Origin of the sequence: Solibacillus sp. FSL W7-1472 (genome assembly GCF_037969775.1) — a bacterium.
In the GTDB taxonomy this organism is placed as follows: Bacteria; Bacillota; Bacilli; order Bacillales_A; family Planococcaceae; genus Solibacillus; species Solibacillus silvestris.
On sequence record NZ_CP150208.1, the window covers coordinates 1,676,325 to 1,689,668 of the forward strand.

Genomic DNA, 13,344 nt, shown 5'->3' on the forward strand with positions numbered 1-13,344 from the left:
CGATAGTCATGTATACTGGACTAGGTGATTTTTTATGGGCGAATATGGAATCGAAAGGAATTATAATCATGGTACAATTACATTTAGAAGTTTTAGAACGATGCAGTAAAGAAACAGAAGATACAATTACAGCGGAGAGTAACGCATTTGCATCAACACCGATCCACTATTTAAAGGACAACCAAGGGGAATTTATTTATGTGGAATGTACTCAATTCAATGATATACGAATTGATGCGGTAGCACTTGAATTTGATGATGCATTTAATCTATATACGGCATTATTCGGCTTAAAACTGCAAAAGAAACATGGTGAAGTAATTCGTCAATATTTGAAAGACAATGTGAAATCTGCATTAGGAAGCAGCAGTGCAGCGTTCTCTGGTCAAGAAGGACTTTGGGAACTGAACATTGCGGTTGACTGCATTGAGGGCTTCCATGAGAAGATGACTCTTACAGAAGTTTGTGAAATGCTTTATCAATTTGTTGCGCAATTAATAACGACAGTCGAAAAATAAATGACGCAAAAATATTTATATAGTTTTACTTGGCAAAGAGATGAATATGATCTTTCACGTTTGGAAATGCGCACATTTTTTAACTTTCACGTGGAAGGAAATGTTCTAATTAGTCAAGAAAGAATAGAGCCGAGTCGTAGTCCGTATATGCGTTCACGTTTGGCCATTTTCTATGAAGCGAGTTCAATAGAACAGCTGATAGAAATGGCGGCACAGCTGGAGCTTGGACAAAAGACGTTTAAAATTCATTGTTTAAACAATAGTGATGATGGAATTCAGCCAAAACTGAATCGCTCGATGCGAAACGACTATATGATTCGTGTCAGCTCGGCAATCAATGCCGAACCGGATCTGGAAAAGCCGGACGTAGTATTGGGACTTGTCTGCCATGAGGAGCGCTTTTATTTAGGCAAGCTTACATACGGTGAAGCGGTTTGGCTGAAGCATATGCAGAAGCCTGAAATGTATTCAACAGCACTGAGTACAAGGGATGCGCGTGCGATCGTCAATATCGCGGTACCGTTTCCGGACGGACTAAAGGTGATTGATCCTTGCTGCGGTATCGGTACGGTGCTTGTGGAAGCGATGAGTATGGGCATTGCGATTGAAGGACGCGACATCAATAAACGTGTTGTTTGGGGGTCCCAAATTAATCTCCGCCATTTCGGATATGAACCGAATGTGGAAATCGGTCCAATTGAAGAGGCTAATGAAGGATATGACGTCGCAATTATTGATATGCCGTACAATTTATTTACGCATATTACGGGTGAGCTGCAGCAAAGCATCATTACGAATGCCCGTCGGATTGCAAAGCGGGTCATTATTGTGACAATCGAATCGATGGATGATAAAATCCACGAAGCCGGTTTAACGATTATCGATCGAGCCGTATTGAAAAAAGGGAAATTCGAACGCCAAGTTTTAATATGTGAATAGAAGTAACGTTTCAATTCAGTGAATACCTGGATTGGAACGTTTTTTATTTGACACTGTATTTTATACATGGTATATTTATCTCGAATTAAAGATAAATGAATTCGTAATAACAGGGAGGAGGTACTTTATGAGTAAATATGACAAGCAATTAAAAGCATTTACTGTTTTACATCGGGCTCAAACTTCTATCCAAGAAGCGACGAAAAAAGATATCCAGCAGCATGATTTGAATTTAACGGAATTTGCCGTAATGGAATTGCTTTATCATAAAGGAGATCAGCCTATCCAAATCATCGGTAAAAAAGTATTGATCGCTAGCAGCAGCATTACGTATGTCGTCGATAAACTGGAGAAGAAAAATCTCGTTGCACGTGTTGCCTGTCCGACAGACCGCCGTGTTACATTTGTATCGTTAACGGATGAAGGAAAACAGATGATTGAATCGATTTTCCCTTCACATGAAGAGAAGATTGCATCGATTTTTGATGTGTTATCGGATGAAGAGCTGCAAAACTTAACAGACTATTTAAAGCGTGTGGGACACCATGCGAACAAATTATAAATTGATTACAAGCATCGGGTTCGGTGCATTTTTCTTAAACTAATATCTCGATATCGAGAAAATGGAGGCCATACAGATGAACCATATTAAAGGAATTCACCACGTAACAGCGATTACAAGTAGTGCAGAAAAAAACTATGAATTTTTCACATATGTATTAGGAATGCGTCTAGTGAAAAAAACAGTCAACCAGGATGATATTCAAACATACCACCTGTTTTTCGCGGATGATAAAGGGTCTGCAGGAACAGATATGACATTCTTTGATTTTCCGGGCATCCCGAAAGGACGTCACGGGACGGATGAAATTTACAAAACAGCTTTCCGTGTACCAAATGATGCGGCACTGGATTATTGGGAAAAACGTTTTGACCGTCTGAAAATACAGCATGAAGGCATCAAACCATTGTTCGGCAAGCAAACATTATCATTCATCGATTTCGATGACCAGCAATATATGCTCATTTCAGATGAAAACAATGAAGGCATCGCATCAGGTACACCTTGGCAAAAAGGTCCGATTCCATTAGAGTTTGCGATTACGGGCTTAGGTCCGATTCATGTACGCGTTTCGAACTTTGATTATTTCAAGGAAGTACTTGAGAAGGTATTAGTAATGCGTGAAACAGGTAAAGAAGATTCACTGCACTTATTTGAAGTAGGTGAAGGCGGTAACGGGGCATCGGTTATTGTCGAGCACAATACAGTATTACAGCCTGGCCGTCAAGGTTTCGGTACAGTTCACCATGCCGCGTTCCGAGTAGAAGATACAGCCGTATTGCGTGAGTGGATCGGCCGTCTTGAAAGCTTCGGGTTCGGTACTTCAGGCTATGTGGACCGCTTCTTCTTTGAATCGCTCTATGCACGTGTAGCACCGGGTATTTTATTTGAATGGGCTACGGACGGACCAGGATTCATGGGCGATGAGCCATACGAAACAGTAGGGGAAATTCTTTCATTGCCGCCATTCTTAGAGAGCAAACGCGACTATATTGAAAGTGTTGTGCGTCCGATTGATACAGTACGCTCAACAAAAACAATCGAGAAGGAATACGAGTAATTCGACTATCAAAATGAGAATGGAGAATGTCCGATGAACTATATTTTCAACAAAGGGAAAGTAGACAAGCCGGTATTTTTACTGCTGCACGGGACAGGCGGAGATGAGAACAGTCTGCTTGCACTGGCAGAAATCATTGATCCGGAAGCATCGGTTTTAAGTGTACGAGGCAATATATTGGAACACGGGATGCCGCGATTTTTCCGACGTTTAACTGAAGGTGTGTTTGATATGGAAGATTTGGCCTTCCGTACGAAGGAGCTGTATGAATTTATCGGCGAGAAAGCAAGTGAATACGGCTTTGACCGTCAAAACATTATTGCAATCGGTTATTCTAACGGTGCCAATATCGCAGCGAACCTGTTATTTGAATATGAAAATGCATTAAAAGGTGCGGTTCTGCATCATCCAATGGTCCCGAATCATGAAGCAACGGTTGCGAAACAGGACGGCACACATGTATTTATCGCAGCAGGAGTGAATGACCCGATTTGCCCGCAGCAAGAAGCGATTGATCTTGAACGCTATTTGGCCGATGCAGGGGCGAATGTAACGCTGGAATGGGAATCGAACGGTCACCAGCTTACGATGAATGAAGTACAAAAAGCGAAGGCTTGGTATGAGCGCACATTTTAATTAAAGATTGTTCATGCATAAAAGACCCTTTCCGGTTTCAGGAAAGGGTCTCTTGTATTTAAGTAATTTTCTTTTTACATTTTTTATTATCCGCAAAGACGGCAATTAAGGTTCCGGATATCACCGTCATCCATAAAATTAGGCTCATTTTTTCAACTCCAATCGTTTGTTTCATTACTATATGTTTAATGATAAGGAAGGATTAGTTGAATAGTCAGTTTAGCCAAGGTGGAGGTTTTTAATAAGGATTAAGGAAAGCCGACCTTAATTTTTTCTGCTAATCAAGTGTTGAAGAGGGGAATTTTTATCATTTCATATGATCATTTCTTTTGCCGCCCCTTTTTTTCTTTGCATATACTTATTTGCAACCTATAATAAATACAACGATAGTAAAAAGCTTCTACATGAGGCAAACTAAACTCGTGTTAGGAGGAAATGACATGCAAATCCAATTTTTAGGCACTGGTGCAGGGATGCCGTCAAAAGAACGCAATACGAGTTCGATCGCATTCAAACTGCTGGAAGAACGGGGCTCTATTTGGCTGTTTGACTGCGGGGAAGCGACACAGCACCAAATTTTGCATACAACGGTTAAACCGCGCAAAATCGATAAAATCTTTATTACACATTTACACGGCGACCATATTTTCGGGCTGCCCGGCTTTTTAAGTTCCCGTTCCTTTTTAGGCGGGGAGGACATGCTCACAATTTACGGGCCGGCGGGATTACAACAATGGATTGAACAAACATTACAATTATCGAAAACCCATTTAACATATCCGATTGAATTTGTCGAAGTAAAAGATGGCATCGTATTTGAAGATGAGAAGTTTACGGTACGTGCACTGTCGCTTCAGCATGTTGTCCCATGTTTCGGCTACCGGATTGAACAAAAGCCGATGCAAGGCGAGCTGCTGATCGACAAGGCTTTAGCATACGGTGTACCAAAAGGTCCGTTATTAGGGCAGTTAAAAGCAGGTCATTCTGTAAAATTGGAAGATGGAACAGTTGTGGAAAGCGGTGATGTAACGTCACCACCACAGCCAGGGTTCACTGTTGCAATTTTAGGGGATACAAAGTATTGCGAGAACAGTATCCGTTTAGCACAAAATGCAGATGTTGTCGTACACGAAGCAACCTTTGACCATTCCACAATTGAACTTGCGGGCAAGTATGGACATGCGACAAATACAGAAGCAGCTAAAATTGCAAAAGAGGCACAAGCGAGACATTTGCTGTTGAATCATATAAGCGCCCGTTTTTTGAAGCATGATCTGATTCCGTTTTTGGAAGAAGCAAAAGCGATCTTCGAAAACAGTTATTTAGCAAATGATTTCAGCCAATATGAGTGGCGAAAAAACGAATTGCTGGAAATTGAATAGATGAATTTAATCGAGGTGTATAGTAAACGGGGTGAATGTTTACTATATGCTTCTTTACTTTTTTAAGAGAATTTTGTCCAATAACAGAAAGTTTCCGCTATAATGGAGAAAAGGGGGATGAATGATGCAGCAACCGACAATTTCACCGAAAGTATTCCGATTGCTAGTTATTTTTCCAAATGTCATGAGCTATATTCTGTTATTTGGGGTCGTTGTGTACATACGAACAAACTTGGAAATGCTGAAAGTGACAGACGGCTTAACGACGTGGCTGATCATTGCGGCGGTATTAGGCCCGATTTCACTCTATACGACATTCAGTATTGTGAAGCGGATTAAGAATGGAACATTGTAAAGGATTCCGGTTCGCGTAAGGGGAAAAATATTAATTGAATTGATTACATGCCAAAACACTCAGTCACTATTTGAACTGAGTGTTTCTTTATTATCTACTCTCTAATAACTCGAAGTAACTGCAATCCATCAGATGGATTTCCACTATATCCCGATATCCAACGAGGGTAGGGACTGAAATATGCTAATATAGGCCTAACCTTGTATAAAGGAGGATTATTTTGAATAAGTTCGGCAGAGGATTTGTAATATTTTTAGGAATTTTGCTTACTATAATTTCAAGTATCGTATCAGGTGTGAATTTCTTTGATTTTAGTGGTGGTAAAGGCTTAAATACAGAAAAAATAGAAAAGAATTTAGAAAAATTAAAAGGCTATTCTTGGTTTAATGAAGTATATAAAATGGAGGAACATCAGCGTTCATTTTATGTAAGCCTAAAAATTAGAAAGTACTTACAAAGTTCTATGCGTGTAAATAGATTAATTCGTTGTGAAAAAGAGCGAGTAAAGTTTATTTTAATGTTAGAAGAAGTGGCCCGACTTCGTAATAAATGATTATTTAAAATTACCTAGTGAACTGGTTGTTAAAGAATAAATTTAGACGGAGGAAAGGCACATGAAAAAAAAAATTCTCTTTAATCTATTATTTTGTATAGTAGTTGTTATTGTTGCATTCAATTATTTTAATATTAAATCTCGAAGCGCGGTTGTATTCAATTATGTGGAAGACTATATGGAGACTAACTATGGGATTGATGGGGAAAATATAATTTTAGTAGAAAACAATTTCCGAAGAGGAATGGGGTTGTTTGAAATAGAAGTTAAGGATAAAGTTACGAATACCTATTACTTTTTTGAAGTCGATATTAGAGATGACTATTCATTAATATATATTATAGATCTTTCAGAGTTACATCGTAAAAATAAGGCTGGTCAAGAAGGGTGAGAGGTGGGAAATGATGAAACAAATTTATGCTTTTGAAAGTATTCCGGATTATGAAAACTATAAAGACGAAATCGATTTATTGAATAAAAAATTAAAGACATATAAAGAATTGTTAATTAACCAATTTGAGCTTATAGAGTTACCTAAAACAATTGTTTGGACGAGCAGTAAGAATGCTACTACCGTATTTTCGCAAGTCCCTGTCCCAGCCTATACAAATCGGGAAACCATTTATATGTCGCCAAGTGTTAGTGAATGGAAGGCGTTTTACCTTTCGCTATTCGATGGTGAGGAATTAGAGAATAGTGATGAAATTGAGTACATAAAAGCATATTTCCAATCACTGACGATCGATGACGTTTTTTGTATTTTAGCTCATGAACTAACACATCATATTGAACTCTTTCCTGATGAGTTTGGAGATGAGCGCAATAACAGTATTTGGTTTGAAGAAGGGATGTGTGAATATCTCTCTCAAAGAATGACATTAACGGAACATCGATATACAGAATTAAGAAAAATTGAAAACTTGATGATTAAACTATTTAAGCCAAAGTATGGCGTTTTTCTATTAGATGATTTTGGAATAGGTAGTTATCATCAACCATCGTTAGCTTCAATTATGCTCAATTATTGGAGAAGCACCGCTGCAGTTCATTATTTAATAGAGGACATCTATGAAGGTGTGTCCGTTTCCACAAATAAATAATCTGTTTGTGCTAATATATTCAATAAGTCTTTGCTTTAGGAGGTTCACATGAATTTGATCGCGCAACATCCTTATATTAAAGTAGAAAGAACCGTGACAAGTACTGAACAGTTTGAAATTGTACATGACCGGATCATTTATTTATACAATGATAAAGTCGTTACACAAAATAGAGTGTTTCCGATCAAAATTGTAATGGATTTTTCGTACCGGGAAATTGCAAAGCAGGGAGGGATCCTTTATTTACATACGTTGCAAGGTGTATATACGTATATCGTGAAATCCTCACCTGAAGCTTTCATCAATGCATATAGAGAATATTTTAAGTAAATGCAGTATTTGAAAAATTATATTTTTATGGTAGGATATAGGCGGTGACCGATTATATTAGGCTAATTTGGATTTACTATTCCAGTGTATAAGAGGTGGGGGGAGTTTGTTATATTTAACGCTGTTAGTAGGCTTGGTTTTGATCGTAATGACAACGAAGCTTACTCAAAAATTTAATTTATCAGGCATTTGGTTGATAGTTGGGCAAATTAGCGCGTCATTGATCATTGTATTGTTTGGTGATCTTGAAGTTAGTTATATTAATCAAATTGAATTAGGATTTTTAGCGATGCCATTTTCTTTATTATTCCTAGTAGGGTTTTCTAATGTGATGAATATCGAAAAAGAGCAACAACCATTAATCTTGCTGTTGCCATGTATTTCATTAATTTGTCTTTCCATAGCGGCATTTGTTATGGGGGTTACATTTGTTTCAATCACCGGACTATTTGCTGTGTTAACTATTATGTTGTGTGCTTCTATTTCAGGAAAAAAAACTTTAGGAAGAACCTTTACTACATCTATAGGTTTTGTAATTGCAGTACTGTCGTTGTCTTTACTTAAGCTTTCTTTTATCACAATTTACATTCCAATTTTTACTTTGGCATTACCGTTAGTAATTTATCTTTTCTTACAAAATAGATTAACTAGCGCACAGTCAATGATCATTAGCGCTTCAGTAGCTGTTTTGTTTGGTTTACTGATGTTTGTAATTCCCTTTAATATAATTTGGGATTTGGTAGTTGGGGCAACTGTTATTTTGGCTATTTCCCAATTCTCCCGTAAGTATCGATTTATTTAAAATTCATTTGGCGCGATTCTGTAATTGGAATCAGCGCTTATTTATTTTCTAGGGTGAAAATTTTGTACAAATAATCCTATGTAATTTTAAAGAATATAAAACTAAAGAAAAAAGAAAGAAGGTAACTGATGGGTATACTATTCGCTATATTATTTTTCGTTGGTCTCTTTGCTATATATGATTTGATTAGAAGAATGAACAATAATATTCTGGAACAGACGGAAGAAATAAAGAAATTAAGAGAAGAAATAAATCAAAGAGATTATAAATAATCTAAAGCACTCTTGGACAATGTTTTATCAAAATAAAAAATATAAATTCTTGTAGGGGGTTCTATCTTGCAACTATTAAATTTTACGAAAGATAAAGCGAAACCAGTTTTGAATTATAATTCAATTTTCACTACCTATAATAAAATTATAAAAACTGAAACGCCCACAAATTTTGGATTTATTTATGTCGAAGCTAACGGTTTAGTAGGTCGTCATGAAGCACCTGTTCCACAATTGTTTATCGTGATTGAGGGAGAAGGTTGGGTTCAGGGGAAAAGCGACGAGAAGGTAAAATTGCAAATGGGTGAAGCTGTCTTATGGGAAAAAGGAGAAAGTCACGTTTGTGGTAGTCAAAAAGGTTTCACTGCTATTGTTATACAATCAGCAGAGTTACAAATATAGTATGGCCATAATTTTAGGAGGTAAAGAGTGAAAAATATACTGGGTTTAATAATGGGGTCTATAGCAGGTTGGATAATATGGGGATATTTTACAGATGACTTTTCAGTAGAAAGGTTTTTCATGTTTCTAATGGGAATCATTTTAGGATATTTATTCGGTAGAAGTAAACCAAAAGGCGAAAGGACGATTTAGGAACTTCATTCCAGGATTAGGGGGTATGTATTCAATGGAGGAATTTACAATGAAAAGTATTTGGCAAGAGGATAACGACTATTATAAATTAGAGAGGTTAACAGATGAGATGGTAAAAAAAGCAGAAGAATTATTAAACATAAAGCTGCCTAATTCCTACATAAATATTTTGAAACAACAAAATGGAGGTTATATAAAATTTAATGCATATCCAACTAATATACCGAACTCTTGGGCAGAAGATCATGTTAATGTTGATCACATAATTGGGATTGGATTGGGTATGGATAAAGGGATATTGCAAAGTGAGTATTTGATCCAAGAATGGGAACTACCTAATAATGTTGTATTGATTTCTGGGGACGGCCACTCATGGATAGCTTTGGATTATAGAATTAAAATGACAGAACCTCCTGTAATTTTTATTGATACTGAAGAAGAAAAGATTATTGAACTTGCTCCTAATTTTGAAGCGTTTTTAAATGGGTTAACAGTATGGGAATAATAAAAGCTTAATTTCACACCAAGAATAGAAATGGTTTTAGGTGTATAAATATAGGTGAGGTGCAAATGAAAAATCTGATTTTATTTCTCTTTATTCTTTCTTTAAGTTTTATCGTTCTAGGGTGCATTAATGAAAAACAGGTAGATCCAGTAGATTCTTTAAGTGAATTAGAGAAAGTATATATGGAAATGCGGGAAATTGCTTGGGCAAGTTTGAGCGATACGGATAAAGAAACCGTGATGGGGAATTGGAAAGATGCAAAAGTAACTGAGGAACAGCTCAGCGTTAATGATGAAGTACTCCCAGATAATAATCCATTGAAAGTCATGAAAGTAATATTTAATACATCTCGAGACAGATTTCTGGGGCCGATTGGCATCTATATAAATCCTGATACTAATAAAATAATTAGTAAAGACATAAGAATGTAAATACCTCTAAAATAACCCTCAGGATAAAGCTTATCCTTTTATCAGAAAAATAATTCAGGAGTGCTTTACTTTAAGAAGCATTTTCATCAATTGGGCGAGATTCTTAAACAAGAATTAGCGCCCATTTTACATTTAAGGGCATAAAATGTAGGAGAAATGTTATGAACTGCATTGAATTTAAGAGAGGACAAAGTAGTGGTTTAACAAAATCCTATTGACTATGTATATCTCCTAACTAACAATAACCTTTATGCAGAAGCTGAATCGTAAGACTAAAAGGTGGAACGAAACGTGAAAAGAGTGGAAAGAAGACAGCAACAAAAATTAACCGGGCGGATATGGAGTAAGGTTAAAGATAAAAAAATAATGTTGAAAGTTATTGCAGTGGGTTCAGTATTTTTATTATGCTGTTTCCTCATATTTAATATTTTTATTTGGGCAAGCGATGTCAGTAAACTAGAAGAACCCACTCCGCAGCCAACGATTATTTATGATCAAAATGGAGATATAGCCAGTAAGGTTACGGGTTCTAAAATAGATGGGGTCAGTATAGGACAGATTCCGGAACATCTTATTCATGCTGTAATTGCAACGGAAGACCAGAAGTTTTACAAGCATAGTGGAATTAATATGATAGGGATTGTTCGGGCATTGACTCAAAACATGATGAGTGGAGAAATAGTGGCTGGAGGCAGTACGATTACACAGCAGTTAGCTAAAAATGTCTTTCTAACACAAGAACGTACATATACGAGAAAGTTAAAAGAACTCATATTGACGAAGAAAATTGAACGAACATACGATAAAGACGAAATAATGGAACGGTACTTAAACCAGATTTACTTTGGTGAAGGCGCATGGGGCATACAGCGTGCTTCCGAAACGTACTTCGGCAAAGATGTTAGTGAATTAACATTAGGTGAGTCGGCTATGCTTGCGGGGTTGATTAAAGCGCCGTCAGTTTTGTCACCATTAAAAGATATGAATAAATCAGTTCAACGGAGAGACCTTGTTCTAGCATTAATGGAAAAGGAAGGTTACATAACTCAAAACGATGCGAAAAAAGCAAAAGAACAACCTATCGTATTAGAGGGCAAAAAGATGGATGATTATAAGGGGAAATATCCTTATTATGTAGACCATATTATTGAAGAAGCGATCGAACAATACGGGCTTACAGAAAATGAGGTACTTTCGGGTGGACTTCATATTTATACAGAACTTAATCCTGCAATACAAAATGCAGTTGAACAGGTATATAAAGATAATGAAATGTTTCCTGAAGGGCAATCGGACCAGTTAATCCAAAGTGGAGCAATCTTCATCAATCCCTCAACCGGAGGAATCACTGCACTAATTGGAGGTAGAGGGGAACATACTTTTAGAGGATTTAATCGAGCTACTCAATTAAAACGTCAGCCTGCGTCAACTATGAAACCATTGGCGGCGTATACTCCTGCTTTGGAGCAAGGATATGAAATCTATGATAAGTTACAAGATTCACCTATTAATATTGACGGGTATCAACCTATGAACTATGACAAACGATTCCATGGTGAAGTAACGATGTATGAAGCATTGGTGAATTCATACAACATCCCACCGGTATGGTTATTAAATAAAATGGGATTGAATTACGGTATAAATGCTGTTGAGCGTTTTGGTATTAAACTAAAAGAAGAGGATCATAATTTAGGTTTAGCACTTGGTGGTATGAGTGAAGGCATATCTCCTTTATCTATGGCTCAGGCATATTCCACATTTCCTAATGAAGGTGTAATGGTAGAAGCACACTCTATACAAAAAATTGAAGATGCAGATGGCGAGGTCATTGCTAATTGGCATTATAATGAGACGAGCGTTACGAAGCCCCTAGTCGCTCAAGAAATAACATATATGCTTAAGGGCGTTGTTGAAGAAGGTTCAGCAAAGAATGCTCAAGTGGAAGGATGGGAAGTAGCCGGTAAAACGGGCACGACCGAGCTTCCTTTTGCGAATTCAGGGGGCGCGAAGGATCATTGGTTTGTAGGATATACGCCAGAAATTGTTGGGGCAGTTTGGATGGGATATGATCAAACAGATGAAAATCATTATTTGATGGGAACTGGTGGATCTACTGTCACAAAGATTTTCAAAGCAGTTTTGGCTGAATCTATGACAGAATTTAACCAAAAAGTATTTAACTTACCTCTACTAGCCAAACAGCTAAAAGAGCAGGAAAAGAAAGAGGAAGAGCAGAGGAAGAAAGAAAAAGAGATAGAGAAAAAAGAGAAGAAGGAGAAGGTTAAGAAAGAGAAAGAGAAAGAGAAAGAGAAAGAGAAGAAGGAGAAGGATAAGGAGAAGAAAGAGAAAGAAAAAGAGAAGAAAGATAAGGATAAGGAGAAGAAAGAGAAAGAAAAAGAGAAGAAAGATAAGGATAAGGAGAAGAAAGAGAAAGAAAAAGAGAAGAAAGACAAGGAAAAGGAAAAGGAGAAGAAAGACACTGAAAAGGAGAAGGAGAACAAAAAGGAGGAAAAAGAGTAATTTGAAATAATCGAGGTTTATTATGAGGGAAATCCTACTTTTCTAGATATAATCTGTTTGCCGGCTTTTGTAGCCATTTTTTCTAAGCAATTATTCATTTAGCCGAAGAGTGGGGTTCTATACCATCTTTATTGAAAAAAGGTTGAGTTTTAAAATTTTTTTAATCTAAAGTGAAGAAGCCTGTGAAAAAATCTCACAGGCTTTGCTAATAAATTTATCAAGACCTAAGTATTCTACTTATCAAAATTCGCACCATTATCACGCTTAAATGCTTGGTCTTTAGTAGGGGGGAATTCCTTTGCAATCTCTTCTAAGCTCTTCTGTTGTGATTTCATCGGAGCAAACGCATTGGACATTCGATTTGTTTGATTATTTGCAGGGAGGAATTCTTTCGCAATTTCTTCCTGGCTTTTCGGTTGTGATTTCATTGAAGCAAATGCATTGGACATTCGGTTAGCTTGATCAGCAGGAAGGAACTCTTTTGCAATTTCTTCGATTTTGGATTTAGCATCGGTTGAAAGGATGGGTGAAAATTCTTTCGCGATTTCGTAAAGAGTACCTAGCTTTGATTGATCATTACTTGCCTGCTTGTTTTCTTTATTGTTCTTATTTGACAATGTTATCATCTCCTCATTCCTTAATATGAGAGATAGTGAATGGAATTATATCAAGAAATGATTGACAAAATTTTTAGTGATATTCTTGTTTTTTAGATAGGTGAACGTCATGAAAAGAATAAAAATAAAATTGATTATCGGGCGCGATTCTATTAAAAGGATCAG

General features: G+C 36.9%; 18 protein-coding genes. 17 read left to right on the forward strand and 1 reads right to left on the reverse strand.

Features of this window, described 5'->3' with window-relative positions; all coding sequences use genetic code 11:
• Positions 1-68 precede the first annotated feature (68 nt).
• The 17 genes from MKY07_RS08160 (at position 69) to MKY07_RS08240 (ending at position 12,562) form a co-directional block, all read left to right on the forward strand.
• Positions 69-518, forward strand: a complete 450-nt coding sequence (locus MKY07_RS08160) for a hypothetical protein (RefSeq protein ID WP_008407903.1) — start codon at positions 69-71, stop codon at positions 516-518.
• Complete coding sequence (locus MKY07_RS08165; protein ID WP_339264374.1) at positions 519-1,457, forward strand: RNA methyltransferase; 939 nt, start codon at positions 519-521, stop codon at positions 1,455-1,457.
• A 127-nt stretch (positions 1,458-1,584) separates the two neighbouring features.
• Positions 1,585-2,019, forward strand: a complete 435-nt coding sequence (locus tag MKY07_RS08170) for a MarR family transcriptional regulator (protein ID WP_008407898.1) — start codon at positions 1,585-1,587, stop codon at positions 2,017-2,019.
• Positions 2,020-2,095: 76 nt separating this feature from the next.
• Positions 2,096-3,079, forward strand: coding sequence for a ring-cleaving dioxygenase (locus MKY07_RS08175; protein WP_339264376.1), 984 nt, complete (start codon positions 2,096-2,098; stop codon positions 3,077-3,079).
• A 33-nt stretch (positions 3,080-3,112) separates the two neighbouring features.
• Entirely contained in the window at positions 3,113-3,715 is a 603-nt protein-coding gene (locus tag MKY07_RS08180) for an alpha/beta hydrolase (RefSeq protein ID WP_339264377.1), read from the forward strand.
• 440 nt (positions 3,716-4,155) lie between these two features.
• The gene (gene rnz / locus MKY07_RS08185; RefSeq protein WP_339264378.1) at positions 4,156-5,097 is read left to right on the forward strand and encodes a ribonuclease Z; all 942 of its coding nucleotides are present in this window, start codon (positions 4,156-4,158) and stop codon (positions 5,095-5,097) included.
• Between the two features lie 124 nt (positions 5,098-5,221).
• Positions 5,222-5,452: an acyl-phosphate glycerol 3-phosphate acyltransferase gene (locus tag MKY07_RS08190; RefSeq protein ID WP_339264379.1), complete on the forward strand. Its 231-nt coding sequence runs from the start codon at positions 5,222-5,224 to the stop codon at positions 5,450-5,452.
• Between the two features lie 220 nt (positions 5,453-5,672).
• A complete protein-coding gene (locus tag MKY07_RS08195; protein WP_339264381.1) occupies positions 5,673-6,005 on the forward strand; it encodes a nitrite reductase in 333 nt (110 codons plus the stop codon).
• A gap of 61 nt (positions 6,006-6,066) precedes the next feature.
• Entirely contained in the window at positions 6,067-6,396 is a 330-nt protein-coding gene (locus MKY07_RS08200; protein ID WP_339264382.1) for a histidine kinase, read from the forward strand.
• A 13-nt stretch (positions 6,397-6,409) separates the two neighbouring features.
• Complete coding sequence (locus MKY07_RS08205) at positions 6,410-7,105, forward strand: hypothetical protein (protein ID WP_339264383.1); 696 nt, start codon at positions 6,410-6,412, stop codon at positions 7,103-7,105.
• A 48-nt stretch (positions 7,106-7,153) separates the two neighbouring features.
• Complete coding sequence (locus MKY07_RS08210; RefSeq protein WP_008407889.1) at positions 7,154-7,435, forward strand: hypothetical protein; 282 nt, start codon at positions 7,154-7,156, stop codon at positions 7,433-7,435.
• A 106-nt stretch (positions 7,436-7,541) separates the two neighbouring features.
• Positions 7,542-8,237: a UDP-N-acetylmuramyl pentapeptide phosphotransferase gene (locus MKY07_RS08215; RefSeq protein WP_339264384.1), complete on the forward strand. Its 696-nt coding sequence runs from the start codon at positions 7,542-7,544 to the stop codon at positions 8,235-8,237.
• A 338-nt stretch (positions 8,238-8,575) separates the two neighbouring features.
• Entirely contained in the window at positions 8,576-8,911 is a 336-nt protein-coding gene (locus MKY07_RS08220) for a cupin (protein ID WP_339264385.1), read from the forward strand.
• 27 nt (positions 8,912-8,938) lie between these two features.
• Positions 8,939-9,103 (forward strand): tRNA U-34 5-methylaminomethyl-2-thiouridine biosynthesis protein, encoded by a 165-nt coding sequence (locus MKY07_RS08225; protein ID WP_339264386.1) that lies wholly within the window; start codon positions 8,939-8,941, stop codon positions 9,101-9,103.
• A gap of 49 nt (positions 9,104-9,152) precedes the next feature.
• Positions 9,153-9,608 (forward strand): SMI1/KNR4 family protein, encoded by a 456-nt coding sequence (locus MKY07_RS08230; protein ID WP_339264631.1) that lies wholly within the window; start codon positions 9,153-9,155, stop codon positions 9,606-9,608.
• Positions 9,609-9,673: 65 nt separating this feature from the next.
• On the forward strand, positions 9,674-10,039 hold the full coding sequence (locus tag MKY07_RS08235; protein ID WP_339264387.1) for a hypothetical protein: 366 nt from the start codon (positions 9,674-9,676) through the stop codon (positions 10,037-10,039).
• Between the two features lie 291 nt (positions 10,040-10,330).
• Entirely contained in the window at positions 10,331-12,562 is a 2,232-nt protein-coding gene (locus tag MKY07_RS08240; protein WP_339264388.1) for a PBP1A family penicillin-binding protein, read from the forward strand.
• Positions 12,563-12,795: 233 nt separating this feature from the next.
• Here the strand turns inward: MKY07_RS08240 and MKY07_RS08245 are convergent, their stop codons facing one another.
• Positions 12,796-13,188, reverse strand: a complete 393-nt coding sequence (locus tag MKY07_RS08245) for a cohesin (protein ID WP_339264389.1) — start codon at positions 13,186-13,188, stop codon at positions 12,796-12,798.
• Positions 13,189-13,344: the final 156 nt, after the last annotated feature.